Annotated in this window: 23 protein-coding genes and 1 riboswitch; of the genes, 22 read left to right on the top strand and 1 reads right to left on the bottom strand. The window is 37.7% G+C overall.

From position 1 onward, the window contains the following. Positions 1 to 3: 3 nt before the first annotated feature. From mutL to WKT11_RS18390, 21 genes are all read left to right on the top strand, one after another. Positions 4 to 2,133: a DNA mismatch repair endonuclease MutL gene (gene mutL / locus WKT11_RS18490; protein ID WP_117677418.1), complete on the top strand. Its 2,130-nt coding sequence runs from the start codon at positions 4 to 6 to the stop codon at positions 2,131 to 2,133. Between the two features lie 65 nt (positions 2,134 to 2,198). After that, positions 2,199 to 3,143 (top strand): tRNA (adenosine(37)-N6)-dimethylallyltransferase MiaA, encoded by a 945-nt coding sequence (gene miaA, locus WKT11_RS18485; RefSeq protein WP_117677417.1) that lies wholly within the window; start codon positions 2,199 to 2,201, stop codon positions 3,141 to 3,143. An 84-nt stretch (positions 3,144 to 3,227) separates the two neighbouring features. Continuing rightward, positions 3,228 to 4,505: a methionine gamma-lyase family protein gene (locus WKT11_RS18480; protein ID WP_117677416.1), complete on the top strand. Its 1,278-nt coding sequence runs from the start codon at positions 3,228 to 3,230 to the stop codon at positions 4,503 to 4,505. Between the two features lie 20 nt (positions 4,506 to 4,525). Then, positions 4,526 to 5,716, top strand: a complete 1,191-nt coding sequence (locus tag WKT11_RS18475) for an NAD(P)/FAD-dependent oxidoreductase (protein WP_117677415.1) — start codon at positions 4,526 to 4,528, stop codon at positions 5,714 to 5,716. Continuing rightward, positions 5,713 to 7,302 carry an NAD(P)/FAD-dependent oxidoreductase gene (locus tag WKT11_RS18470; protein ID WP_117677414.1) on the top strand — a complete coding sequence of 530 codons (1,590 nt, stop codon included), beginning with the start codon at positions 5,713 to 5,715 and terminating at the stop codon, positions 7,300 to 7,302. Before WKT11_RS18475 ends, WKT11_RS18470 begins: the two co-directional genes overlap by 4 nt. A 140-nt stretch (positions 7,303 to 7,442) precedes the next feature. Then, positions 7,443 to 8,162, top strand: coding sequence for a RadC family protein (gene radC / locus WKT11_RS18465; RefSeq protein ID WP_117677413.1), 720 nt, complete (start codon positions 7,443 to 7,445; stop codon positions 8,160 to 8,162). Positions 8,163 to 8,258: 96 nt separating this feature from the next. Next, positions 8,259 to 9,272 (top strand): rod shape-determining protein, encoded by a 1,014-nt coding sequence (locus tag WKT11_RS18460; protein WP_117677412.1) that lies wholly within the window; start codon positions 8,259 to 8,261, stop codon positions 9,270 to 9,272. Positions 9,273 to 9,288: 16 nt separating this feature from the next. Then, positions 9,289 to 10,200 (top strand): rod shape-determining protein MreC, encoded by a 912-nt coding sequence (gene mreC / locus WKT11_RS18455; protein ID WP_117677411.1) that lies wholly within the window; start codon positions 9,289 to 9,291, stop codon positions 10,198 to 10,200. Continuing rightward, complete coding sequence (mreD, locus tag WKT11_RS18450) at positions 10,190 to 10,720, top strand: rod shape-determining protein MreD (protein WP_117677410.1); 531 nt, start codon at positions 10,190 to 10,192, stop codon at positions 10,718 to 10,720. The genes mreC and mreD overlap by 11 nt, the downstream gene beginning before the upstream one ends. After that, a complete protein-coding gene (locus WKT11_RS18445) occupies positions 10,705 to 13,599 on the top strand; it encodes a penicillin-binding transpeptidase domain-containing protein (RefSeq protein WP_117677409.1) in 2,895 nt (964 codons plus the stop codon). The genes mreD and WKT11_RS18445 overlap by 16 nt, the downstream gene beginning before the upstream one ends. A 122-nt stretch (positions 13,600 to 13,721) precedes the next feature. Then, positions 13,722 to 14,513, top strand: a complete 792-nt coding sequence (minD, locus tag WKT11_RS18440; RefSeq protein ID WP_117677408.1) for a septum site-determining protein MinD — start codon at positions 13,722 to 13,724, stop codon at positions 14,511 to 14,513. Between the two features lie 20 nt (positions 14,514 to 14,533). Further along, on the top strand, positions 14,534 to 14,776 hold the full coding sequence (minE, locus tag WKT11_RS18435; RefSeq protein ID WP_117677407.1) for a cell division topological specificity factor MinE: 243 nt from the start codon (positions 14,534 to 14,536) through the stop codon (positions 14,774 to 14,776). 3 nt (positions 14,777 to 14,779) lie between these two features. After that, the gene (locus WKT11_RS18430) at positions 14,780 to 15,940 is read left to right on the top strand and encodes an FtsW/RodA/SpoVE family cell cycle protein (protein ID WP_117677406.1); all 1,161 of its coding nucleotides are present in this window, start codon (positions 14,780 to 14,782) and stop codon (positions 15,938 to 15,940) included. Continuing rightward, a complete protein-coding gene (locus WKT11_RS18425) occupies positions 15,937 to 17,163 on the top strand; it encodes a D-alanyl-D-alanine carboxypeptidase family protein (RefSeq protein ID WP_340285496.1) in 1,227 nt (408 codons plus the stop codon). Before WKT11_RS18430 ends, WKT11_RS18425 begins: the two co-directional genes overlap by 4 nt. 87 nt (positions 17,164 to 17,250) lie before the next feature. Next, the gene (locus WKT11_RS18420) at positions 17,251 to 18,054 is read left to right on the top strand and encodes a GTP pyrophosphokinase (RefSeq protein ID WP_117677405.1); all 804 of its coding nucleotides are present in this window, start codon (positions 17,251 to 17,253) and stop codon (positions 18,052 to 18,054) included. A gap of 2 nt (positions 18,055 to 18,056) precedes the next feature. Then, the gene (locus WKT11_RS18415) at positions 18,057 to 18,593 is read left to right on the top strand and encodes a hypothetical protein (protein ID WP_117677404.1); all 537 of its coding nucleotides are present in this window, start codon (positions 18,057 to 18,059) and stop codon (positions 18,591 to 18,593) included. A 447-nt stretch (positions 18,594 to 19,040) separates the two neighbouring features. Then, positions 19,041 to 19,454, top strand: coding sequence for an HU family DNA-binding protein (locus WKT11_RS18410; protein ID WP_117677403.1), 414 nt, complete (start codon positions 19,041 to 19,043; stop codon positions 19,452 to 19,454). Then, entirely contained in the window at positions 19,454 to 19,654 is a 201-nt protein-coding gene (locus tag WKT11_RS18405) for a hypothetical protein (RefSeq protein ID WP_117677402.1), read from the top strand. Before WKT11_RS18410 ends, WKT11_RS18405 begins: the two co-directional genes overlap by 1 nt. Then, a complete protein-coding gene (locus WKT11_RS18400) occupies positions 19,654 to 20,754 on the top strand; it encodes a hypothetical protein (protein ID WP_117677401.1) in 1,101 nt (366 codons plus the stop codon). The genes WKT11_RS18405 and WKT11_RS18400 overlap by 1 nt, the downstream gene beginning before the upstream one ends. Positions 20,755 to 20,890: 136 nt before the next feature. After that, on the top strand, positions 20,891 to 21,088 hold the full coding sequence (locus tag WKT11_RS18395) for a hypothetical protein (protein WP_340285491.1): 198 nt from the start codon (positions 20,891 to 20,893) through the stop codon (positions 21,086 to 21,088). Between the two features lie 42 nt (positions 21,089 to 21,130). Next, a complete protein-coding gene (locus WKT11_RS18390) occupies positions 21,131 to 21,691 on the top strand; it encodes a hypothetical protein (RefSeq protein WP_147421028.1) in 561 nt (186 codons plus the stop codon). Between the two features lie 268 nt (positions 21,692 to 21,959). Here WKT11_RS18390 and WKT11_RS18385 read toward each other — a convergent pair whose 3' ends face one another. Then, positions 21,960 to 22,178, bottom strand: coding sequence for a helix-turn-helix domain-containing protein (locus WKT11_RS18385; protein WP_082419112.1), 219 nt, complete (start codon positions 22,176 to 22,178; stop codon positions 21,960 to 21,962). 203 nt (positions 22,179 to 22,381) lie between these two features. Next, a riboswitch (cyclic di-GMP riboswitch) is annotated at positions 22,382 to 22,462 on the top strand. 78 nt (positions 22,463 to 22,540) lie between these two features. Here WKT11_RS18385 and WKT11_RS18380 point away from each other — a divergent pair. Continuing rightward, on the top strand, positions 22,541 to 26,539 hold the full coding sequence (locus WKT11_RS18380) for a leucine-rich repeat protein (protein WP_117677398.1): 3,999 nt from the start codon (positions 22,541 to 22,543) through the stop codon (positions 26,537 to 26,539). Positions 26,540 to 26,698 lie beyond the last annotated feature (159 nt).

The following is a 26,698-nucleotide window of genomic DNA, read 5'->3' as shown; positions in this document are numbered from 1 at the left end:
AAGTTGAGAAAAATTGCAGTATTAGACCAGCAGACCATAGATAAGATCGCTGCCGGTGAGGTGGTGGAACGTCCGTCCTCCATTGTGAAGGAGCTTGTGGAGAATGCAATTGATGCAGGAGCAACTGCTGTAACAGTGGAGATCACAGACGGCGGCAAAAAGATGATACGTATCACAGATAATGGCGGGGGTATGGAAAGAGATCAGGTACCCCTGGCATTTTTGCGTCATGCCACCAGTAAGATTGAGAAGGTTGAGGATTTGGAACACATTGCGTCTCTTGGATTTCGCGGTGAGGCTTTGTCCAGTATTGCCGCTGTTGCACAGGTGGAACTGATCACAAAGACCCCATCTGCATTAAGCGGAGTCCGCTATGTGATCAATGGTGGTGTACAGGAGTCTTTAGAGGATATGGGGGCTCCGGAAGGAACTACTTTCCTGGTAAGAAATCTTTTTTACAATACACCTGCAAGAAGCAAGTTTCTGAAATCAGATACTACGGAGGGAAATTATGTCAGCACTTTGATGGAGCAGCTGGCATTGTCCCATCCTGAGATTTCTTTTAAATATATCCAGAATAAACAGGTGAAGCTTCACACATCCGGTAATTACAATATAAAAGATGTGATCTATAATATATATGGAAGAGATATTACCAAAGCACTTCTTGAAGTATCCTACGAGAATGATTTCATGAAGATTGAGGGTTTTGTGGGAAAACCGGAGATTTCCAGAGGCAACCGTACTTTTGAGAATTACTATATTAACGGACGTTTTGTAAAAAACAGGATCATTGCAAAGGGAATCGAGGATGCCTATAAGGGATTTCTCATGCAGCATAAGTTTCCCTTTGTTTCTCTTCATATCCAGATGGAGGGAAATGATCTGGACGTAAATGTACATCCAAGTAAGATGGAAGTACGGTTTGCCAGAGGAACGGAAGTTTACGATGCCGTTTATGAGACGGTTCATAAGGCGCTTACTACAAGAGAAATGATCCAGACAGTACCTTTTGGAAAAGAAGAACCGGTAAAGAAACTGTCGTCTGTGGTAAAACCGGGAGATATACCGGAGCCATTTGAAATGAAACGTCGTGCTGAAATGCCGGAGTATCGAACACAAGTATCGAACACAGTTAATCGTACTTCGAATGTGTCGATAAAAGGCAATGATAGGACAGTATCTGCACCAGGTACTGCTATGGATAAAAAACAGATTTCTTCTTATTCAACACTTCCGCGAGGAACTATCACTATGGCGGAACAGGCAGTACGTGAGCAAAAGATTTATCAGACAAAAGATCCTTTTACAAAAGCAGAGGAGAAGCTTTTCGAAGGAACAATAAACGACAAAAATATACATGAAAAACAGCCCGACGCAATGCAGGTAAATATGTCACAGAAAGCAACTGTTTCTGTGAATAAAAATGTAGTGGATTCAAATGAGAATGCAGAAACCTGTGATGAAAGTGCTGAAAGAGTACAGGAAGTAGAGAAAGAGCAAAAACCACAACAGTTAGAATTGTTTGAAGAGAAACTTCTGGCCCCTGAATCCAGAAGCCGTCATCAGCTGATCGGTCAGATTTTTGATACGTACTGGCTTGTACAATTTGAAGACAGATTTTTTATCATAGATCAGCATGCGGCTCATGAGAAGGTCTATTACGAACGTTTTGTTAAAAGATTTCGTGAGCAGACGATAGAATCCCAGTATCTTTCTCCTCCACTGATCGTATCCCTGAATCTTCAGGAAGAGGCATTGCTTGAAACAAACAGAAAATATTTTGAAGATTTTGGTTTTGAGATCGAGCCATTTGGAGGTAAGGAATATTGCATTAATGCCGTACCGACCAATCTCTATGGGCTGGATGAGGAAGAATTGTTTCTGGAAATGCTGGATAATCTTGCATCTGAGAAAGATAAAGATCCCCTTGGAATCTTTGCTTCCAGACTTGCAACGATGGCGTGTAAGGCCGCAGTAAAGGGAAACCATCAGATGTCTGTTCAAGAGGCAAATATGTTGATTGATGAGCTTCTGACCTTGGATAATCCTTATCATTGTCCACATGGACGCCCGACGATTATTTCCATGACAAAGACAGAACTGGAAAAGAAATTTAAACGTATTGTATAATGTGTGTTATTATGTATGCAGTGAACAGGGATTATACTGTTTTTATTTTAATATAAGGAGTTACTATGAAAAAGCCATTGATTGTTCTTACCGGACCGACGGCAGCAGGAAAAACTCATCTCTCTATTGCGCTTGCCAAAGCGGTAAACGGTGAAATTATTTCCGCAGATTCCATGCAGGTATATAAATATATGGATATTGGCTCTGCTAAGATTCGTCAGGAAGAAATGCAGGGAGTGAAGCATTATCTGGTAGATGAACTGCTGCCTGAAGAAGAGTTTCATATTGTAAAGTTTCAGCAGATGGCAAAAGCCGCCATGAAAGAGATTTATGCAAAAGGAAAGATTCCGATTCTGGTAGGTGGAACCGGGTTTTATATACAGGCAATTACCAAAGATATTGATTTTACTCAGGCAGAGCAGGAAGACGGATACCGTCAGGAACTGGAACAGCTTGCAGCAGAGAAAGGAAATGAATATCTTCATCAGATGCTGCTGGAGGTTGATCCTGTCAGTGCAAAAGAAATTCATGCCAATAATGTAAAACGTGTGATTCGTGCCCTGGAATTTTATCATCAGAATCATTTTCCGATTTCAGCTCATAACCAGGAGCAGAAAGAACACGAGACGCCATACAATCTGGCATATTTTGTTCTGAATGTCCCCAGAGATCTTCTTTATAAACGTATTGATGACCGTATTGATGAAATGCTTGAGAAGGGACTTCTTGAGGAAGTACAGAAACTGAAAAGTATGGGCTACCACAGAGGAATGGTTTCCATGCAGGGACTGGGCTATAAAGAAATCCTTGCATATCTGGATGGGGAATATCCTCTGGAAGAGGCAGTACGAATCCTTAAAAGAGATACCAGACACTTCGCCAAGCGCCAGCTTACCTGGTTTCGCAGAGAAAAAGATACGATTTGGATGAATAAAGATGAATTTGACTATAATGAAGATTTGATTCTTGAAAAAATGTTGGAAATTTGTCGTGAAAGAGAGATTTTATAAATAACATTGATTCAGTTAAATTTTTATTTGCAGTATTAGATTAAGAGATTACAGACTATAAAATATATGAGGAATAAACAGATTATGAAAGAAATGTATGCACAGCTTGGAATCTCCTCTGAAGTTTACGACTTCGGTCATGAAATTGAGGAATCCCTGAAAGAAAGATTTGATAAATTTGATAAAACAGCAGAATACAACCAGATGAAGGTGCTTCTTGCCATGCAGAAGAACAAGGTAAGCGCAGAATGCTTCGGAAGTTCTTCTGGTTACGGATATGATGATATCGGACGTGAGACACTTGAGAAAGTTTATGCAGATACTTTCCATACAGAGGCATGTCTGGTGCGTCCACAGATTACATGCGGTACTCATGCACTGGCAATTGCGCTGTTTGGCAATCTTCGTCCAGGTGATGAACTTCTTGCACCGGCAGGAAAACCATACGATACACTGGAAGAAGTGATTGGTATTCGTCCGTCAAAAGGTTCTCTTGCAGAATATGGTGTAAGCTATCGTCAGGTAGAACTTCTGGAAGATGGAACTTTTGATTATGACAGTATTCGCAAGGCAATCAATGAAAAAACCCGCCTTGTTGAAATTCAGCGTTCTAAGGGGTATCAGACACGTCCATCTTTCTCTGTAAAGCAGATTGGAGAACTGATTGCTTTTGTTAAGAGTATCAAACCGGATGTTATCTGCATGGTAGACAACTGTTATGGTGAGTTCGTAGATACGATCGAACCAAGTGACGTAGGGGCAGATATGGTTGTTGGCTCGCTGATCAAAAATCCGGGCGGCGGACTTGCTCCAATTGGCGGATATATTGCAGGTACCAAAGAATGTGTGGAGAATGCCTCTTACAGAATGACTTGTCCGGGACTTGGAAGTGAAGTAGGTGCAACTCTTGGAGTGAACCGCTCATTTTTTCAGGGATTTTTCCTTGCACCAATGGTTACCAAGGGTGCATTAAAAGGTGCTGTTTTTGCGGCAAATATTTATGAAAGATTAGGATTCCCTGTGATTCCGAATTCTACAGAGGAACGTCAGGATATTATCCAGGCAGTAAGCCTTGGAACACCGGATGGGTTAATTGCTTTCTGCAAAGGTATTCAGGCGGCAGCGCCGGTTGACAGCTACGTAGATCCGGAACCGTGGGATATGCCGGGATATGACAGTCAGGTTATTATGGCAGCAGGAGCATTTGTCCAGGGATCTTCTATTGAACTCTCGGCAGATGGTCCGATGAAACCACCATATGCAGTATACTTCCAGGGTGGACTTACCTGGGAACATGCAAAACTTGGTGTGCTGATGTCTCTGCAGAAAATGGTAGATAAAGGTCTTGTGACTTTAAAATAATAAATGGCTGAGGGTGGACTATGAAAAAGAGGCAGGTAGTGATCATAGGTGCTGGCGCTTCAGGACTGATGGCGGCGATTATGGCGGCCAGAAACGGGGCGGCGGTCACTGTTCTGGAACAAAATGAAAAGCCGGGAAAAAAAATCTGTGCGACAGGAAATGGTAAATGTAATTTTTCAAATCTTGTGATGCCAGATGATGCATACAGAGGGAAGCATCCCGAGTTTGTAAATCATGCGCTGGCACAGTTTTCTGTCAAAGATACGGTGGAATTTTTTAAAAAACTGGGAATTTTTCCGTTGGATAAGAATGGATACCTGTATCCGAGAAGTAATCAGGCACAGAGCGTTGTAGATGTGTTATGCATGGAAGCATCCAATCTGGGTATAAAAATAAAGACAAACGAACAGGTTATTGCGATAGAGACAGAGAAGAACGGCAGAAACTTTCAGGTTCTGACAAAAGGATGGCACTATGAGGCGGATGCTCTTATACTTGCCAATGGTTCGAAGGCTTCCTCTATTTCTGGTTCAGATGGAAGTGGATATGAACTTGCAGAGAGTTTAAAACACCACATTATTCCGGTTTACCCGGCTTTGACGGCATTAAAATGTAAAGGGCCTGCCTTTAAAGTGTGGGCTGGCGTACGTACGGAAGGAGAAGTTTCACTTTTTATAGACGGAAAATTTTACAAATCGGAGAGAGGCGAACTTCAGCTTACGGAATACGGAATATCCGGCATTCCTGTATTTCAGATCAGTACTTATGCAATTCGTGCTGTCAGAGATGGTCATAAAGTAGCATTACGTATAAATTTCATGCCAGAGTTATCCGAAGAAGAATTAAAACAATTGTTACACTCACGAAAAAAAGCGTGTCCATATAAAAATGAAAAAGAACTTTTAGTCGGTCTTTTCCCGGAAAAACTGATAAAGGTTCTTACTTCCCAGAAACATTTAATCTCCGCAATAAAGGAATTTCCGCTTGAGGTTCAGGATGGAATGTCATTTTCTCAGGCGCAGGTTTGTTCCGGAGGTGTAGATACGATTCAGGTGAATGATCATACTATGGAATCAAAATTTTGCAGAAATTTGTATTTCGCAGGGGAACTTCTGGATATTGATGGTACATGTGGGGGATATAATCTACAGTGGGCATGGAGCAGCGGAGCAGTTGCCGGTATTAATGCTGCAAAGGAGGATAAAAAATGATTCGAATTTCACAGCTTAAGCTTCCAATCACACATACACAGGCACAACTTGAAAAGAAAATTTTAAAGACGCTAAAGAACCCAGGAAGTAGTTTCACTTATGAGATAAAGAAACAGTCTTTAGACTGCCGACATAAGAATGATAAGATTTTTGTATATACAATCGATGTAAAAATCAAAGATGAGCAGAAAATTGTTAAAAAAGTTAACAATAACAATGTTATGTTAGCTAAAGAAAAACAATATCAGTTTCCAAAGCCAGGTGAAACACCACTAATACATCCACCGGTAATCGTAGGAAGCGGTCCTGCCGGACTTTTCTGTGGATGGTATCTTGCGAAGGCAGGATATTGTCCCGTTATCCTTGAAAGAGGCGAAGAGGCAGATAAACGTCAGAAAACCGTAGAGAACTTCTGGAAGAATGGAGTTCTTGATCCTGAATCCAATGTACAATTTGGAGAAGGCGGTGCCGGTACTTTTTCAGATGGAAAACTGAATACCCTTGTTAAGGATCCTTATGGACGCAACCATGAAGTGCTGAAGCGCTTTGTTGCTGCCGGTGCGCCGGAGGAGATTATTTATCAGCAGAAACCTCATCTGGGAACCGATGTCCTGGTGGGAATCGTTGAGAAAATGCGCCATGAGATAGAGGATATGGGCGGAAAATTCTGCTTTCGTTCAAAAGTGACAGATCTTATTTTTGAGAATGGTGCGCTGAAAGAAGTGGAGATAAACAACAGTGAAAAAATCCCGGCTGAAGTTTGTGTGCTTGCTCTTGGGCATAGCGCAAGAGATACCTTTGAGATGCTTCAGAAACGTGGCGTTTATATGGAACCGAAATCGTTTGCCGTAGGACTGCGTATCGAGCATCCACAGGAAATGATCAATATGGATCTGTATGGAGAACCGGAGAATGAACTGCTTGGGGCTGCCAGCTACAAAGTAACTCATAAATGTGAGAACGGCAGAGGTGTTTACTCTTTCTGTATGTGTCCTGGTGGATATGTAGTAAATGCATCTTCTGAGCCTGGACGCCTTGCTGTTAACGGTATGAGTTATCAGGCGCGTGACTCCAGAAATGCCAACAGTGCAATGATCGTGACAGTCACACCTGAGGATTTTCCGGAAAAAGGAGCACTTGGCGGCGTAGAATTTCAGCGTGATCTGGAAAGAAAAGCCTGGGAACTTGGAAAAGGTAAGATTCCTGTTCAGCTATTTGGGGATTTCTGCAAAAATCAGTCAAGCGAAGCATTGGGAGACGTTTTGCCATGTATGAAAGGAGAATATACTTTGGCAAATGTCCGTTCTATTCTGCCAAAGGCTGTAGGTGATTCGATAGAAGAAGGTGTGAAATTTTTTGGAAAAAGAATCTCCGGATTTGACAGAGAAGATGCACTTCTCAGTGGTATAGAAAGCCGTACCTCTTCTCCTGTAAGAATTGTGCGCGATCAGGAACTTGTGGCAAATATAGGAGGAATTTACCCTTGTGGTGAGGGCGCAGGGTATGCAGGCGGAATTACAAGCGCAGCTATGGACGGAATAAAAGTTGCGGAGACAGTGTGCAGAAAATATGCAATTACAAAGTAGCTGACAGAATATGTAATATAACATTGCTACACATAAAGTTCACATAAAAACTTTGGGAGGAGAGTGTACATCTCTCCTCTTTTATGTTAGAATATAATTTGCAATTTGCCCAAAAGCTTTAGAGAGCAGATAGCAAACTTATGAATAATACAAATAATATCATGAAACAACTGCCGGAGGAGCAGCGTCCATATGAGAAATGTTTTACACAGGGCGAAAGCGCATTAAGTGACAGCGAACTGCTGGCAGTAATTTTGCGTAGTGGTACTCAGGGAAAGAATTCACTGACACTTGCACAGGAAATTCTTAAGGTTATGGAGAAATCTTCCTATCCCGGACTGACAGGACTTTTACATATATCTGTACAGGATCTTATGAAAATAAATGGAATCGGACAGGTAAAAGCCGTTCAGCTGAAATGCATTGGCGAGCTTTCCAAAAGGATTGCAAGAAATGCTGCCAGACCTCAGCTGGTTATGAATAATCCGGCTTCTATTGCAGCCTATTATATGGAAGAACTTCGTCATGAAGAACAAGAAGTTGTAATCTGTATGATGTCAGATGTAAAGGGGCACTTTCTGGGAGATAAAATATTGACCAGGGGAACTGCAACGGGATCAATGGTAACACCCAGAGAAATCTATATGGAGGCGTTACGCCGCCATGCAGTCAGTCTGATATTGATTCATAATCACCCAAGTGGCGATCCCACACCAAGTCCGGATGATGTACAGATTACGACAAGAATTTATCAGGTAGGGGAATTGATTGGCATACATCTCCTTGACCATATTGTAATTGGAGATCAGAAGTATTGTAGCTTCAGAGAAGAAGGATTGTGGGAAGAATGTGTAGAATAAGAGAGTACTGTTTATTCTGCATCTGGTAATCAGAAACAGAGGAGATACTGTCTGTCAGGATTTATATGCGGACAATAACGATAAAGGGGCAGATACATGCTGTTTGAGAAAACATATGGAATAGATTTGGGGAGCAGTTCCGTAAAGGTCTATTCTTTTTTTAGGAACAAAACTTATATTGAGAAAAATATGATTGCATCCAAAGGGCGTAAGATCATTGCTATGGGTAACGAAGCGTATGAGATGTTTGAGAAGTCACCTACAGATATTGCAGTTGCTTCGCCGATGACATTTGGTATGATTGCTAACCTGGAACTTCAGGAAATCGTTCTTTACAGCATGATTCGTAAGATCGATCATATTCTCGGATTTGGAGCGGTGATGTATTTTACAGTTCCGCTGGATATGACTGCCGTCGAGAAAAGGGCTTATTTTCATGTGGCAAACGGTCACTGGCTGAAGAAAAATCGTGTATTCATGGTGGAAGCACCAATCGCCGATGCGATTGCCATGGGTGTGAATCTGGAAGATCCGGAAGGAAATATGATCGTTAATATCGGTGCACAGAGTACAGAAGTATCGATTATTACTGACGGAAAGATTATTATCAGTAAGAAAATACCATTGGGTGGCAGACAGATGAATGAATCTATCTGCAGTGAAATACGTAAGAGGTATAATCTGCAGATAGGGACACGAACTGCCAAGAGGCTTAAGATGGTAATGGGACGTCTTAGTGATCAGAAAAAAGGAGTTCGAAAAGTTGTCGGAATCGACTGCATTTCCGGACTCCCGAGAGAAGAAGTCATTTCATCATACGTGGTAAATGATGGAATTATGAATTGTCTGAATGAGATTGCAGCAGAAATGAAGACATTTCTGGAACGAATTCCGCCACAGATTTCCTATCATATCGCAAAACAGGGTATTTACATAACAGGAGGCAGTACAAGACTGCCTTATATAGACAAATATCTTGCCAGTTATACTGGGTTTACCTTTAATCTGTCAGAACTTTATGAAACTTCGGCAGTTACAGGTCTTGAGAAAATAATCAGAGATAAAGATCTGCGTAAATGGGCAGTACCGATTACGCAGAGAAAACTATAATTTTTAGGGGTGCATCATGAAAAACCTGAAAAAGAAAGTACGTTTTAGGATTCAATTAAAAAGTAAACATCTTCTGGCCATTATGACGATCTTTTGTGTCAGCTGTATTGCTGCTACATTTGCTTCCGGTGTTACTACTGCACCATTGCAGGATGCGGCAGGTATTGTGATTGTCCCATTTGAGAACAGCATCAATAAGATCAGTTCTGTTCTTACCGGAATGCAGGATCGTATGCGCGACAAAGAAGAAATCCTCAGCGAAAATGAGAATTTAAAGGCACAGGTAGAAAGTCTTACAGAACAGAATAATAAGCTGATTCAGGATCAGACAGAATATGTAAGATTACAGCAGATGTATAATCTTGATCAGCAATATACAGAATATCCAAAGGTTGCCGCTGAGATAATATCCAAAGATCCTGGAAACTGGTATGATACATTTATGATCAACCGGGGATCAGCAGATGGAATACGTGTGGACAATAATGTAATTGCTGATAAAGGACTGGTAGGAATTGTAACAGAGGTAGGAACTCATTGGGCAACCGTACGTTCCATCATTGATGACAGCAGTAATGTCAGCGCCATGACAGTCAGCACGCAGGATAATTGTGTGGTAGAGGGTGACCTGGAATTGATTGATGAGGGAAAATTGAGTTTCAGTCAGATGTATGACCAGGATAATAAGGTAACAGTCGGAGAACGTATTGTAACGTCAAATATCAGTGAAAAATATGTAGAAGGATTGTTTATCGGATATGTCAGCGAAGTCCGGCAGGACAGCAACAATCTGACTAAAACCGGAACAATCGTCACACCTGTAGATTTTCAGCACCTGAAAGATGTACTTGTAATTACAGTAAATAAACAGGATTCTGTTGATGACAGCGGACAGGCAGCTCAGGAGGCAACTGCGAATGAAGAGTAAGATAACATTATTTTTTATGATTCTTATAAGTTTTCTTCTTCAATGTACAGTTCTTCATGTGATATCTATCGGATCTATCACACCGAACCTTATTCTGATTCTTTGTATATCGATGGGATTGATGCGAGGTAGAAAAAGTGGAATGTGGACAGGCTTTTTCTGCGGCTTTCTTGTAGATATGTTTTATGGATCTGTATTTGGATTTTATGCTCTGATCTATATGTATATTGGATTTCTCAGCGGATATGCACATAGAATCTGTTATGATGATGATATTAAAGTTCCGGTAATGCTTGCTGGTATTGGAGATTTATTGTATGGTCTTGCTGTCTATGCATTACAGTTTTTACTTCGTGGCCGTTTAGGACTTGGAACTTATTTATATAGAATTATCCTGCCTGAGATTTTTTATACAGTGATTCTTACATTGATTGTTTACCGGGTATTTCATTATATTAACTATCATTTTATGAATAATCCATCAAGGAAAGAAAGTGAGTCTATTTGGGTACTAAAATAAAAAGATTTTTTAAAAAGATACGAATAAAACGAACTACAGTATTGGTACTTGTTTTTGTGTTTATGTCTGCAACTTTAGTAAGACAGCTTTTTGAACTGCAGATCATTCAGGGACAGGACTATATCAGTAAATTTGAATCAAGGACGACCAAAAAACGTGTGATCAAGAGCACGCGTGGTAATATATATGATAGAAATGGAGAAGAGCTGGCAACAAATGTGCTGGCTTATTCTGTGACTTTTGAGGATAACGGAACTTATGATTCTACCAGAGAAAAAAATCTTACGCTGAATGGCATTGCTTATCAGGTTCTGAAGATTCTTCAGTCTAATGGTGATTCCATAAGCACCAGTTTTCATATTGTTCTGGACGAGAATGGAAATTATGTATTTGATGTGGATGAGGGATTTACACTGAACCGTTTTCGTGCAGATATTTATGGTGAAGCGCTGATTGATAATCTGACAAAAGAACAAAAAAAGGCTACTGCAGATGAGATGATTGAATATCTAAGCGGCAATAAGGAATTTTCCATTGTTCTCTATGGAGATAATGCTTATACCAACGAAGAACTTCAATCTCATGGTCTGCCACTGGAGCTGTCCAAACAGGATGTTCTTGATCTGGCAAAGATTCGTTACGCATTAAGTACAAACAGTTTTAAAAAATATATGGCTGTTACGATTGCCACAAATGTAAGTGAGAAATCAGTAGCTGCTATCAAGGAAAATCAGGCGGAGCTTCAGGGTATTGATATTGTAGAAGATTCTATTCGTAAATATATTGATGATGTGAGTATGGGACCGATACTTGGATATACAGGTCAGGCTTCCTCAGATGAATTGGAAGAATTAAGGGCAAAGAACCCTGATTATTCCAATGATGCAATTGTTGGTAAAACTGGCATTGAAAAATATATGGAAACTTCATTGCAGGGAACAGATGGTGAGGAAACTGTTACTGTCGATAACCTTGGTAAAGTACTTAAAATTGATGACAGTACAAGAGTGGAACCTGTGGCAGGTAATGATACGTATCTGACTATAGACAGTAGCTGGCAGTCTGCAATCTATCAGATATTGAAACAAAGAGTTGCCGGAATTTTGTTGTCTAAGATAGAAGCAACCAAGACATATGATTTCAGTGTTCAGGATGCAGCTCAGATTAAGATACCGATTTATGACGTATATAATGCACTGGTGTCGAACAGTGTTATTGATATCAGTAAATTCAGTGACGCAGATGCTTCTGATACAGAAAAAAATTTATATGCCAAATTTCAGCAAAAACAGCAACAGGTTTTTGATACAATAACTAACAGACTTACAAGTGAGAATCCTCCTGCTGTAAAGGATGAAGATGAACAGATTCAGGAATATCTCACATATATTTGTGATGATCTTCTGAAAGATACTCTTGGAATTATTTCAAAAAATGCAATCGATACATCTGACAGCACTTATCAGGTATGGACAACAGATAAAAATATCAGCCTGAAAGATTATCTGACATATGCAGCAAGTCAGAACTGGATCGATATTTCCAAATTTTCTACAGAAGGTGATTATCTGGATTCAGATGAGGTATATAAAGCACTTACAGATTATCTGATAGATTATCTGAAAACAGATAACAGTTTTTCTAAACTTCTGTACAAATATATGCTTCAGGAAGATACGATCTCAGGAAGAGAAATCTGCCTGGTACTTTATGAGCAAGGCATTTTATCGAAGGATGACGGCACTTATGAAGCATTGGCATCTGGTGCTATGACGGCGTATGATTTTATGATCAATAAGATTTATACCTTGGAGATTGAACCTGCACAGCTTGCACTGGAGCCTTGTTCTGCATCAGCAGTGATTACGGATGTAAAGACCGGAGATGTGTTGGCATGTGTTTCTTATCCTGGATATGATAATAACCGACTTGTAAATAATATGGATACAGAATACTATACAAAACTGTCTCTGGATCAGTCCAGCCCATTCTTTAACAAAGCAACACAGCAGACAGCGGCACCTGGTTCTACATTTAAGATTCTTTCTACGATTGCCGGAATGTCTGAAGGCGTGATCGATGATGGAACATATATTAATTGTACAGGTTCTTTTGACCTGGTAACTCCGCCAATTAACTGTTGGAATAAACAGGGACATGGGGAAATTGAGATCAGAGAAGCAATAGAACAGTCTTGCAACTATTATTTCAATATGGTTGGTTTTAAGCTTGGACAGGATGAGAATGGTGATTTTTCAGAAAATCGAAGTCTGAGTGTATTACAGAAGTATGCTGCTGAGATTGGACTTGATAAGAAAACAGGAATTGAGATTACGGAGTCTGCACCGCAGGTATCAAACTCATATGCCGTTCCGTCTTATATCGGCCAGGGTACAAATGCTTATACTACCAGCCAGCTGGCTCGTTATGCAACCGCTATTGCTACAAGTGGAAATGTATATGATCTGACTTTACTTGACAGGCAGACGAATTCTAAAGGTGAAACACTCAAAGAATATGAACCAGATATCATTAACACTGTTGATGTGTCACAGAATGTATGGGACGATATCCATGATGGAATGTATCGAGTGGTTCAGACTCATAAACAGTTTGATGGATTAGGAGTAGACGTGGCAGGTAAAACCGGTACAGCCGAGGTAAATATTTATCATCCGAACCATGGTATGTTTATCGGATATGCACCGGCTTCAGATCCTGAATATGCAATTGCAGTTCGTATTGAAAATGGATATACTTCCGGTAATGCATGCCTTGCGGCTGATGAAATTTTTAAATATATCTTTGAGTTAGCTGACGAAAAGTCTATTCTTACAGGTGTTGCCGCAAGTGATACCAGTGATACATCGAATGACTAAAGGTATTGCTGTTCACTCCATTTTCAGTAACTCTTATTGACACGGCGTGAGTGGTAATTGCAAAATCACAATACACGAGAATACCAGGAGAGTGGAAAATTTTTTCAGGAGGAAATGTAACTATGAGTGAAGTCATTGTGATCACTTCCGGAAAAGGCGGAGTAGGGAAAACTACTACTGTTGCCAATATCGGGACAGGCCTGGCTATGCTTGGCAAGAAAGTTGTGGTGGTGGATACAGATATAGGGCTGAGAAATCTGGATGTTGTTCTGGGTCTGGAAAACAGGATTGTCTATAATCTGGTAGATGTAATTAATGGGAGCTGCCGCTTGCGACAGGCGTTGATTAAGGATAAAAGACATCCGGATCTTTGCCTGCTGCCATCTGCGCAGACAAAGGATAAATCTGCTGTATCACCAGAACAGATGATAAAACTGACCGATGATTTGAGAGAACAGTTTGACTATATTCTTTTGGACTGCCCGGCGGGAATAGAGCAGGGATTTAAGAATGCGATTGCCGGTGCTGATAAAGCATTGGTGGTTACTACTCCGGAGGTATCTGCAATCAGGGATGCAGACAGGATTATCGGTCTTCTCGAAGCAAATGACATTCATGATATCCGTCTGATCATTAATCGCCTGCGACCGGATATGATTACAAGAGGTGATATGATGTCTGTGGAGGATGTGACAGAAATTCTTGCAGTTGATCTCATTGGAACAATTCTGGATGATGAACAGATTGTGATCGCGACCAACCAGGGAGAACCTCTCTCCGGGAAAGCTTCTCAGGCGGAAGATGAATATATGAACATCTGCAAACGTATTCTCGGAGAAGAGATTCCATTTGTTGATATTAACAGGAAACAGGGATTTTTCAGAAGGCTAAGTAATATTTTCAAAAACAATTAAATCGTAAGGAGGGAATCTGTGTGAAAGCTTTTTTTAAAGAAAAGAAGCGTTCAGCAGGATATGCAAGAGACCGAATGAAACTTTTGCTGATCTCAGAACGGATTGACTGCTCACCACAGATGATGAAAATGTTGCGGAATGATATGATACATACCGTAAAGAAATACCTTACCATCGATGAAAAACAGATAAAAATTCAGATTACACAGGAGCCGGCAATGCTTTATGTGTGTATTCCTGTTTTGAATAAAAAGGATAGATAAATTATGTTAAAGCAATATAAATTAAGATTTTACAATTTCAGGCTGATTCTTTTTTTAATTGCAATCAGCCTGATTGGAGTTACATTAGTAGGAACTGCTGCTCCGGATCTGAGGTCAAAACAGTTTGCCGGTGTAGTGCTGGGAATTATAATTATGTTAGTCCTTTCCTTGATGGATTATTCCTGGATTATGAACTTTCAGTGGATTATGTATGGCTTCAATATTATAATGCTGCTGGTTGTGCGTATTGCTGGTGACAGCGCCAACGGTGCTGCCAGATGGATCGGTATTGGATCTTTCCGATTCCAGCCGACAGAGTTATCTAAAATCATCCTGATTATATTTTTTGCAAAATTTTTCATGGATCATGAAGAAACTCTGAATACATTAAAAACACTGGCATTATCTGCCGTATTGCTGGCAGTTCCATTATTTTTGATCTTACAACAGCCTGACCTGAAAAATACGATTACGGTTGTGGTAATCTTTTGTATTATGATTTATATCGCAGGATTGAGTTATAAAATCATTGGTGGTGCATTGCTTATTGCAGTTCCTCTTCTGATTATCTTTTTATCAATTGTTGTTCAGCCAGATCAGAAATTGCTCAAAGATTATCAGAGAAATCGTATTATGTCTTTCTTATATCCGGAAAACGAGGAGTATTCTGATGATATTGAACAGCAGAATAATTCCAAAACTGCGATTGCTTCAGGCGAATTGGTTGGCAAAAAGTTAAGTGGTGATGACAGTACGACTTCTGTCAATCAGGGTAATTTTGTATCTGAAAATCAGACTGACTTTATTTTTGCGGTTGCAGGTGAGGAATATGGATTTATCGGATGCGTGGTAATCGTATTGCTGCTGCTTGCGATATCATTTGAGTGCATCCGGATGAGTCTTCGGGCAAAAGATTTGTCTGGGAGGATTCTATGTTGCGGAATGGGTGGTCTGATCGCACTACAGAGTTTTATTAATATTTGTGTTGCAACAGGTCTTGCGCCAAATACCGGAACTCCGCTTCCCTTTGTAAGCTATGGATTGACTTCACTTGTAAGCTTGTATATTGGTATGGGAATTGTGATTAATGTGGGACTCCAAAGCAGTACATATAACAAGGAAATCATACAAAAAGAGATTGACAGGAGAGAGGATTACTTATGAGAAAAAGAAAGGAATCTTCAAATCAAATACAGGAAAGAAAATCAGCTACTCCGTATAAATCAGCCACGCCATACAAGCGTGCACAAGAAGACAAAACTATTCGAAACCAAAATTCCAGACCTGTACATACTGTAAAACTCCCAAAATCCCAGATGCCGTCCAGGCAGACGGAGGAACATAAGGCGTTACAGCGTGCAAAATATCAGAAAAAAAGGCGGATATTAAAGAGCATCTGTGGAACTTTGGTAGGGCTGTTTGCAATTCTTGTAGTTATTGGTGGTGCATTTTATGGATGGAATATATTAAGTGGAAATTACTTCGGAACACCAGAAAGGGCTTTTGATTCCTCAGAAGTCTTTACAAATGCACTTGCATCTAAAGAAAATATGAGGACACAGTCTTTTGCACAGAAATTGTGTGTTTCCGCAAAGGGAGATGTTGACCGTATAAAAAATGCAACTTTGGAAGACGGGCAAAAGGGATTATTATTCAGCCTGAGTAATCACAAGGTTTTATATGCAAATGGAATTTATGATAAAGTATATCCTGCGAGTATTACAAAAATCATGACCGCAATGCTTGCATTACAGAGTGGAAAGCTGGATGATATGGTAACCATTACTCAGGAGAATGTTACTCTGGAAGAAGGATCTCAGGTATGCGGATTTGTGGCAGGCGACCAGGTTACTCTGGATCAGCTCCTTCACTGTTTATTAGTATATTCAGGAAATGATGCAGCTTCTGCTATAGCTGAATATGTCGGTGGCACTACAGAGAATTTTGTGCAGATGATGAATGATTATGCTGCCAGACTTGGATGCACAGGAACACATTTTACGAATCCGCATGGATTGCAGGATGAAAATCATTATACAACTCCGTATGATATTTATCTGATGTTGAATGAGGCATTTACATATCCTGAATTTACAGAGATTACAGAATTACCATCTTACACAGTAACTTATACCGGAGTAGATGGAAGCCAGCTAAGCACAACCCTTACGGCAACTGATCATTATCTTACAGGAGAGGCAACTGCGCCAAAAGATGTTACCATTCTGGGCGGAAAAACAGGTACAACAGGTACTGCCGGTAACTGTCTGGCGATTCTTACACAGAATGCTTATGGCAAGCCATTTGTATCAATTGTTATGGGCGCTTCCACGAAGGAACTTCTATACCAGGAAATGAACTCTTTACTTCAGAATATTAATAGTTAAATAATAAAGAAATTTATGGTAAAATGACTGTAGCAGCTATGATCTGGTTGCTACAGTTTTTTATATTATAATGAGGATGATACGAATATGATAACCAGAGAAGAATTGAAGGATTTTAAAGAGCAGAGACGAAACCTTATAGAGCGGAAAAAGGATGAATTTGTACGAAACAGCCTGCTTTCCGATGAATTTCTTGAAATGCTTGAGAAAAATAAAAAACCAATGGATTTATTAATGTCTTATTATAAATGTGCAATCATGGAAATTGAGACAAAATTTAAAGTATTAAATCAGGAATATTCTCTTCAATATGATAAGAACCCTATCGAAAGTATTAAGACAAGGGTAAAATCTTATGACAGTCTGTTACGAAAAATACGAAACAAGAATATTCCACTGACACTGGATTCTATAGAGAAAAATATCACTGATATTGCGGGAGTTCGCGTGATTTGCTCTTTTCCTGATGATATTTATGAGATTGCAGAGAGTTTCCTGAATCAGGATGACATTACACTGGTTGAGAAAAAAGATTATATTGAAAATCCAAAACCAAGTGGATACAGGAGTCTTCATCTGATTGTACAAGTTCCTATTTTCTTGCAAAATACAAAGAAGCTTGTGACAGTTGAAGTGCAGCTTCGTACAATTGCAATGGATTTCTGGGCAAGCCTTGAGCATAAAATGAGATATAAGAAAAACATATCTACTGACCAGGTGAAGTTTCTTCAGGAGGAGCTTTCTGACTGTGCAAGACAGAGTGCGGCTCTAGATGAACGAATGCAGAATATTCGTAACGTGATAATTGAGAATTCTCCGGAAAAAGACTGTGAAGAGGGAATTTTTTTGCCATTGGGACTGCCGGTTAGCCGAGAGAACAGGAGAAAATAAACATGAGCGATTATATCACAACTTATACAGGAAAACATATTGATCCGGTGCATCCAATTTCAGATTTGATCTGCATAGAGGATATTGCACATGCGTTATCTTTGATTTGTCGCGGAAATGGACAGGTAAAAACATTTTTTTCCGTAGGACAACATTGTATTAACTGTGCCAGAGAAGCTTTGGCAAGAGGATATTCCAACCGTATAGCATTTGCCTGTCTTCTTCATGACGCCAGTGAATGCTATTTATCTGACGTACCAAGACCATTTAAAAAGACTCTTACAGGCTATAAAGAACAGGAAGAGAATCTATTGAACCTGATTTATCAGAAATATCTTGGAAATCTATTAACGTCTGAGGAAGAAAAAAAGTTAATAGAAATTGATGACGATATGCTCTGGTTCGACCTGACTTATCTTCTGAATGAAAAGCAAACCAAACAGCAGCCAGAGGTACATATTACGATAGACTATAAAGTCAGGACATTTGAAGAAATAGAGAACGAATATCTGGAATTATTTCATTACTTTATGAGATAATTACAATGAAATTGTCATAGTGATATTGTTTTTATTATATTTTTATGCACGTTAAAAAGATACATGAATATATAAATGCATAAGTGAAATGTCATAAGATACGTATGATGCCGAAAAGGTCAGTAAAATCAAGTGAATTTCAAAAAATCAATAAAAATTCACAAAAAAGATCAAATACCCCTTGTATTTTTGAATAATATGCACTATAATATCACATTTTCAATTTTAGCGCGTAAAATCAAGGGAAAATGGGTGTTAGGAGTGTGTAACTACACCAAATTTACACCACAGAATATAGCATTACATCTATAACAATAACAAAACATTTAAACATCTGAATAAGTCCATGTACTTGAATAACGACAGGTACGTGGGCTTATTTTAGTGCTTAAAAATATTGTCAAAGAAATGATAATTTCATAGAACAAAAACAAGGAGGAAAAGACGATGAACAAAACAATATATGAAACAGAATTTACCAAAATGGTACATGATAAAATGAGAGAAGCTAATAGATTCAAAGAATATGAGAGAATACCAAAAAATAGGATAGGTGGAGATTACTGGAATACATACTGGACAATCCGTTATATGCTTCGCACAATAGAGGATATTTTAACAAATGGAGATAAACTGGTATTATTAGGATACTTCACTGTAAAGCCTAAATTTTATAAAGAAAGAACAGCATGTCCTGGGATGGAAAGAACAGGAAAAAATGTGTATGAGATTCCAGAAAGATATAAGGCAAAGTTTAAATCTGGTACTGTGTTAAATCGTGCTTGCGAAGCGTATGGAGATTATCTCAAAGAAGAAGCAAATAATAAAGATGACGAATACGAAGAAGGAGAAGAAGAGTAATGAGATGTAAAGATTGTGAATATGTAAAATGCTATGCTATCAATAAGAAAATGTATTATTGTGACAATAGAAATAGAACAAATCTGATGGGTAAACTGGGCGAGGATAACTTACCTGAGACAATCCCTGAGTGGTGTCCAATGGCTGACAGGACAACTGCTGCTGATAATAATATAGATGAGAAAGGATTAGAGAAGTAATGGAATTAAATAATACAAAAATGAAGATGCAATATATTCTTGATGAAAATAAAAATCTGGCAGAGATACCACTAACAGATATGCTGCCTGTAGAATATCCAATTAAATATAAATTAATCAGTGCGTTTGAAGTATTTGTAAGAGTACCGCAGACAGAAAACTATTGGATATCTAATTACGGAAGATGCGTAAATAACCATAGAAACCCAAATAAGAATAAATTTTATGAACACAAACAGGGGCAATGCCATTATACAGTTTATGAGATAGAACGAATAGAAGAAAAAGTTAGAGGGAAAAAGACTGGGAAAACGATAATTGAAACTTGGAAGAGAGAAACCAGCTCTGAAGAATTAGTAGCAAGAAGTTTTCTGAAACCGTATAAATTCAGACATAAGATATGGCATAAGAATGGTGACTTTGATGATAATTGGTATAAGAATCTGCTCTATGTTTCTGATAAGGATTTTAGAAATCTGAAAGCAGGTAAGATTACATGGCAAGAATTAGGCTATGAGCAGGAATATATTGAGTATGTCAACAATGCCAAGAATCAAGCAATGACTGCGTATGGTTCTATTTCCAGTCGATGTAAAGGTGAAAATAACAGTGAGAGTGCGCACAAGTGTTATGATGATGTTGAAATGTGTCAAGAATGGAAAGATAATCCGCAGTTGTTCGTCAAGAGATACTTGGAATTGTATTATAAAGTACCAGGCGAATCAATGGCTGTAGACAAGGATTTATTTGGTAATGGAAGTAAGATATATTCTTCAAAGACAATCTGTATTCTGCCACAAGGGTTAAATACATTACTTGCTAACAGTAAAAAGCATTATAAAGATGGTGAAACACCAGACAATGTGCTGCCTCTTGGAGTAAGATACAATGGTAAAGTCAATAAATATTACGGACAGATTACTTATTTTGGTACAGAAGATATAATTGATTTACCATATAGGGATACAATAGAAGAAGCATTTGCAGATTATAAGAAGTTCAAAGAATGTGACATTGCAATTACGGTGTCAAAATACAGAGATAAGATACCGGAATACATATATGAGAAACTGCTTACGGTGCGAGTAGAACCGTATTAATATAGCATGTTAAAAAAATAACAATTATTGAAAACAACTTACGTTCATGGTATATTAAGTGTAGGAATAGATAGAATATATAAATATCGTAACTTTTGTGTAGGTATTAATGTAACTATAAAAAGGAGATATTTATATGAACAACATTAATAATATCAAAAAAGAAAGGGATGATACAATGGCAGCTATATCTAAACCTATAACTGGTGCGTTTGTTTTAGACAGTAATAAAGCATCCGATTTTTTCACAAAGAAAGCTTTTTCAAGTGCAGATGCTCTGAGGAGATTTAACAGGAAATCTAAAGTTGACAAGGTAACATCTGTGAAAAAATAAATGAGTTATGCGTACGGTGAACAAGTAGAATATGAACACAGTTTGATTAAGCTTGAAGATTTAGGTAAACTTCAAGCTTTTTCCTGTGGAAATAAAAAGTTAGATCATTTTTTTCATAAGGAACTCATACATGAGGTAAATATTTATGGAATAAAAGAAAAAATGATAGATACTGATGAGGGCTTACCATATAAAGTAGTAGATAAAAAAACAGGAGATATAATCGCTGTATATTCGTTAGCTGCATCAGGGATATTTTTTGAACAAACAAATCATATGCAGACTATTCCTGCATTAAAAATAGATGTTTTTGCAGTAGACGAAAGATATCAAAAAATGCATATGGATGTAGAATCGCAAGAAGAAGAGAATCCTGATGAGCATCGTTATTTAAGTGATTCGATTATGTGTGATGTGATAAGCCGTTGTGTGAAAATTTCGCAGGAATATGCAACTATTAGATATATAATATTGTATGCTGATAAAAAAGCGAAAAGATTTTATGAGAGGAATTTATTCAATCCATTTTTGGAATTTATGAAGAAAGAAAGACGGGCGGAGATCGCTAAAAATGATCCGATGTATATGGAGTTGGATGTTTAATATTATGCTTGGAAAGCAGTGCGTAATATACTGAGATAATTATAGGCATATCAGGGAGATACAATCCTTGGTATGCCTATTTTTTTACGTTTTATATGGCTGCTGCCGAGCGGTAATCTTTAATGTAAAACTACCGCCCCCATAAACACGTATATTAAATTTTAAGAACGAATGATTCACATATGAGGAAATCTTCATATGGTACATAAAACTCCATTATAAAGCGAAATACAAGGTTTGAGAAGCGTTCTGAGAGCATGATATATTATCATAGAGGTTGATCTTCATCAGAAGGAACATAGACACAAATATCCTGTATCTGACAGTGCAGAATACGGCACAAGTCATTAACAGTCTTCATAGAGATGTCTTGATTATGTTTAAGACGATGCAAAGTGCTATGAGACATATGATGCTTGCTTGTCAAAGTATACCAATTTTCATTTGTTTTCTTTAATGTTTCCCAGAATGGGCTGTAATCTATCATGGCTGTTCCTTCAAAGATATTTGATATTATTACCATAAAATAGATTCTTATACTTGAATATCTTCGTAATAACGAATATAATGTAAGTATTACAGAAATGTGATAGTAAATACAAAATGTCGAAGTATTACGACAAAAAAATTGCACATTACATATAGCAGTAGTATAATCAAATTGTGAATTTTATGTGAAATGTATTATACAATCAAATACGGCATAGCCAGAGAAATCTGGTGACGCAAAACTACAGGGTCTAAGCGAATGTATGACAGCCAGTTGCAACTATGATAATTAAGACATTGCTTCAAGTATGTTTGGGGTAATGTCTTTTTTAAAAGAAACAGAGAAAAGAGGATGACAGAATGAAGAAGAAAGTGTTAGCTTTTTTGCTTGCCAGTACGATGATTATAGAACCATTTACTGTGGCAAGTGCAGCGGATTTTTCTGATGGTATGGGACAAGATACTGTACAGTTCAGTGATGATGCAGAAGATGTGCCAGAAGTAGAGAATGATGATGTGGATCAGTTTGATACGGATGCTGTTGGTGAGGGGGAAGAACCAACAGAAACTCATGTACAAATGGGTGATAATGTTTGGGTTGATTTTGATTATTCTACAGGGACTGCCACTATTTCTGGTACTGGTGATATGTGGGATTATATGGAGGATGGATGGGATTCAAATTCAGGTGAGAAAAAAAATCCATTTACAAAATTGCAAAATCCAGGTGGAAATATTATTATAAAGAAGATAATTATTTCTGATAAAGTTACAAGTGTAGGAAATTATTTTTTATATGGATATACAAAATATGATGACTTTAATTCTGTCAATATATCATTGGGATCTTCGATTAAAAAAATTGGTGATTATGCTTTTGGGGGATGTAATATCGAAGCAATTATTTTACCTGATGAATTGGAAGAATTAGGAGATTATAGTTTCGATGATTGTGGATTAACGGAGATAACTATACCAGAAAATATTAAATCTATTGGTAGAAGATGTTTTGGAAATTGTGATAGTTTAAAAAATGTCATTTTACCAGATTGTTTAACTGATATTCCAGATGAAATATTTTTGGACTGTGATAATCTTGAAGAAATAGATTTACCTTCTTCATTAAAAAGATTAGGAGATGAATCTTTTAATAATTGTAAAAATTTAAAAGAAATTATCTTACCATCGAATTTGAAAACATTGGGTGTAGGTGCTTTTTCTAATTGCAATAGTCTAACAGAAATTACATTGCCTGCTTCTTTAAAAGAGATTAAAGATGATGGTTTTGATATAAGTGGAGCTTTTAGAAATTGTACCAATTTAAGAAAAGTCAATTTTGAAAAGGGATTTTCTGCAAGTATACCCGGAATGATGTTTGAAAATTGCAAACTTCTCACAGAAATTTCGATACCAGAAAATGTTTCATGTATAAGTTCTACTGCCTTTGATAATTGTTGGCGTTTAACAACAATAACGATTAATGGAGCTAAAACAGAGTTATTTTCAGATGCATTTAGAGGATGCCGAAACCTAACAAAAATAATAAGTTATAGTTGTTCATATGCAAAAAAGTATTATGATTCGTTAAGTGCGGATCAAAAAAATCAAATTACATTTGAATTTATAAAAGAGAATGAGCATGAATTAAGTTCTGAAAAAGAAACAATAAAGGAACCAACCTGTACAGAAAAAGGAATAAAAGCTAACAAATGCAATATTTGCGGAGTAATAGATGAATCAAGTAAAGAAGAAATTCCTGCATATGGTCATAAGTGGAATAACGGAGTAATAACTAAACAAGCAACAGAAACAGAGGAAGGCGAAATTAAATATACTTGTTGGAGATGCAATGCAACAAAGACAGAAACTATTCCTAAATTGTCTGCCATAAATTTACAAATTGATGAAAATGAACAATATTGGAATGGACATTACGAGTATCGTTTTTGGTGCACATCTAACAAAGATGTTACATATTATGCAGAGTGTGTAGGAAAAGATAGTGAACAACCTGTATATGATTCCGAAAGGCAGGATGGAGAAATTGATGTTGACAGTGGAAAATGGATAACTGTAGACATTCCAGATGAAGATGCGGTAGACATTTATGTTTTTGCAACTAATGTAAATGGAGATCATGTATCAGTAAAAGTAACACCAAATTATGATAATCGTCCAGAGAAACCTGCAATAAAAGTTGGCGATAATGCAACGGCAACAATAGATGGTGATACGATAACAATTACAGGTACAGGCGAAACATATGACGCTGCTATTGATTGGTCATCCATAGATAAGAGTAAAATTAAGAAAATTATTTTTAATGGGAATATAACATATTTAGGGGACGGATCTTTTTCTGGATTTACTAATGTGGAAAGTATTATATTGCCAGATACTTTAGAGGTAATAGGCTGGGATGCATTATCTAAATGTTCCACATTAAAAGAATTGAAAATACCGAATTCTGTAAAAAGAATTGAAGATTATGCATTTGAAAATTGTACTGCATTAACTAATATTGCTTTTTCAGACTCAATAACAACAATAGGAAATGCCGCATTTTCTGGTTGCACATCTTTGGAAAAAATCGTATTACCAAGTAAACTTACATCGCTAGGAAATGTTGCATTTGGAGGTTGTAACGCCGAAATTATATTCCCATTAAGTTTGAAGAGTATTCCTGAGTTAGGAAGTAATGCGGTTAAGAAAGTTACAATTCCTGAAGGAGTAGAAACGATAGGCTACCAGGCTTTTTGCAGTTGCAGTAATTTAACAGAAATCACATTACCATCTACAATTACAAGCATAGAAAGTGAAGCATTTGAAGGTACAGGTATTACTTCATTTAATTATCCGCAAAATATAACCAACATACCCAATGGTGCTTTTGCAAATACGAATTTGACAGAATTTTCAGTGCCAGAAAAAGTTACAGAAATTGACGATAATGCATTTTATAATTGCTATGATTTAACAAAAATCTCTATTCCAAAATCAGTTACTTACATTGGTTCAGATGTGTTTAAATATTGCCGTAATCTTACTATTTACGGATACAAAGACAGTGCGGCAGAATCATATGCAAAAGCAAATAATATTAAGTTTATATCAGCAGATTACAAGGTAATATTCAAGGATAATGGACGTACTCAGAAAACAGAATATGTAACAAAGGGACAGAATGCAACACCACCAACATTATCAGCAAAAGATGGCTACACACTTTCATGGGATGCTGACTATACCAATATCCAAGAAGATATGGTAATCAATGCAGTATGGACAAAGAAAGATAACGGCGGCGGTAACACAACAATCATTGTAAGTCCATCAGAAACAAATAAATACACCGTTACATTTAAAGATCGTGGCAAGATTGTTAAGACAGAAAAAGTAAAATCTGGTGATGCAGCAGAATATCCATTTATCAATAGAAATGGATATGAATTATCATGGGACAAGGATTTCTCAAAAGTTACCGCAGATATTACAGTCAATGCAGTTTGGACGGTAATCAAGCCTAATAAGGTTACAAGTTTAACAGCAGAAGTCCAGAAGAACTCTATTGATCTGTCATGGGATAGAGCAGAGAACACAGATTATTATCTGGTATATCGTAAAGCTACATCAGATACAGAGTACAAGCAGATTAAAAAGACAACAAAGATTCTCTGGACAGATGAAGATGTAGAACCAGGAACAGAATACTCTTACAAAGTAGTGGGTGTTTGTTCCGTAGATGGCAAGAAATATCAGGGCGCAGATTCTGATATAGTTACTGCAAAGATTGGTACACCGCAGGTTGGAGATGTATATTCTGTTGGTGATCTCAAATATAAGGTTACAGGTGCTAAAGAAGTAAGTGTTATTGGACTCGCAAAAGAAGAAGTAGAGATCAAGATTCCATCAGCAGTATCTATCAGTGGTAAAGCTTATAAAGTAACATCCATTCAGGCAAAAGCTTTCTATCAGAATGAAGATATTGTAAGTATTGCAATTGGTAATAATGTAACCTATGTAGGCAAATATGCATTCTATCAGTGTCCGAATCTGGAGACTGTTAAGTTTGGAAAGAGAGTATCAGTTATCAGTACTTGTGCGTTTACTCAGTGTAAGAACCTTGAGAATTTGACATTACCATCAAGCATAAGAAGAATCGGAGCAAAAGCATTTTACCAGTGTACATCCATTAAGATTCTCAAGATTAATGGTTCTACTCTGGAATATGTCGGCAAGAAAGGTTTGGCAGTCAATAAGACGGTGACATTGAGATTGCCAAAGAAAGTATACACCAAATATAAGAAGTTGATTAAGACAAGTGGTGTATATTCTAAGACAAAGTATTCAAAATTTTAATGCGAATATGTAGATGTGAAGAGGGGCTAGGCTGAGAGGTTTAGCCCTTTATAAAAATATGAAGAGGAGTAAATTGATGAGTGATGTAGATATAAGAAAAAATGCTGATATAGAGCAAAAAGAAACAACCCAGAAATATTTTAATTTATGGTATGAAGA

The organism is Blautia sp. HCN-1074, assembly GCF_037890165.1.
In the GTDB taxonomy this organism is placed as follows: domain Bacteria; phylum Bacillota; class Clostridia; order Lachnospirales; family Lachnospiraceae; genus Blautia_A.
Note: the sequence above shows the minus strand (reverse complement) of the source record. Positions and strands in the feature narration are given on the sequence as shown.

Excerpts from the sequence above, each read along its gene's own strand:
- miaA (WP_117677417.1), top strand. The coding sequence starts at position 2,199 with ATGAAAAAGCCATTGATTGTTCTTACCGGACCGACGGCAGCAGGAAAA.
- WKT11_RS18480 (WP_117677416.1), top strand. The coding sequence starts at position 3,228 with ATGAAAGAAATGTATGCACAGCTTGGAATCTCCTCTGAAGTTTACGAC.
- WKT11_RS18475 (WP_117677415.1), top strand. The coding sequence starts at position 4,526 with ATGAAAAAGAGGCAGGTAGTGATCATAGGTGCTGGCGCTTCAGGACTG.
- WKT11_RS18470 (WP_117677414.1), top strand. The coding sequence starts at position 5,713 with ATGATTCGAATTTCACAGCTTAAGCTTCCAATCACACATACACAGGCA.
- radC (WP_117677413.1), top strand. The coding sequence starts at position 7,443 with ATGAATAATACAAATAATATCATGAAACAACTGCCGGAGGAGCAGCGT.
- WKT11_RS18460 (WP_117677412.1), top strand. The coding sequence starts at position 8,259 with ATGCTGTTTGAGAAAACATATGGAATAGATTTGGGGAGCAGTTCCGTA.
- mreC (WP_117677411.1), top strand. The coding sequence starts at position 9,289 with ATGAAAAACCTGAAAAAGAAAGTACGTTTTAGGATTCAATTAAAAAGT.
- mreD (WP_117677410.1), top strand. The coding sequence starts at position 10,190 with ATGAAGAGTAAGATAACATTATTTTTTATGATTCTTATAAGTTTTCTT.
- minD (WP_117677408.1), top strand. The coding sequence starts at position 13,722 with ATGAGTGAAGTCATTGTGATCACTTCCGGAAAAGGCGGAGTAGGGAAA.
- WKT11_RS18430 (WP_117677406.1), top strand. The coding sequence starts at position 14,780 with ATGTTAAAGCAATATAAATTAAGATTTTACAATTTCAGGCTGATTCTT.
- WKT11_RS18425 (WP_340285496.1), top strand. The coding sequence starts at position 15,937 with ATGAGAAAAAGAAAGGAATCTTCAAATCAAATACAGGAAAGAAAATCA.
- WKT11_RS18420 (WP_117677405.1), top strand. The coding sequence starts at position 17,251 with ATGATAACCAGAGAAGAATTGAAGGATTTTAAAGAGCAGAGACGAAAC.
- WKT11_RS18415 (WP_117677404.1), top strand. The coding sequence starts at position 18,057 with ATGAGCGATTATATCACAACTTATACAGGAAAACATATTGATCCGGTG.
- WKT11_RS18410 (WP_117677403.1), top strand. The coding sequence starts at position 19,041 with ATGAACAAAACAATATATGAAACAGAATTTACCAAAATGGTACATGAT.
- WKT11_RS18405 (WP_117677402.1), top strand. The coding sequence starts at position 19,454 with ATGAGATGTAAAGATTGTGAATATGTAAAATGCTATGCTATCAATAAG.
- WKT11_RS18400 (WP_117677401.1), top strand. The coding sequence starts at position 19,654 with ATGGAATTAAATAATACAAAAATGAAGATGCAATATATTCTTGATGAA.
- WKT11_RS18395 (WP_340285491.1), top strand. The coding sequence starts at position 20,891 with ATGAACAACATTAATAATATCAAAAAAGAAAGGGATGATACAATGGCA.
- WKT11_RS18385 (WP_082419112.1), bottom strand. The coding sequence starts at position 22,178 with ATGATAGATTACAGCCCATTCTGGGAAACATTAAAGAAAACAAATGAA.
- WKT11_RS18380 (WP_117677398.1), top strand. The coding sequence starts at position 22,541 with ATGAAGAAGAAAGTGTTAGCTTTTTTGCTTGCCAGTACGATGATTATA.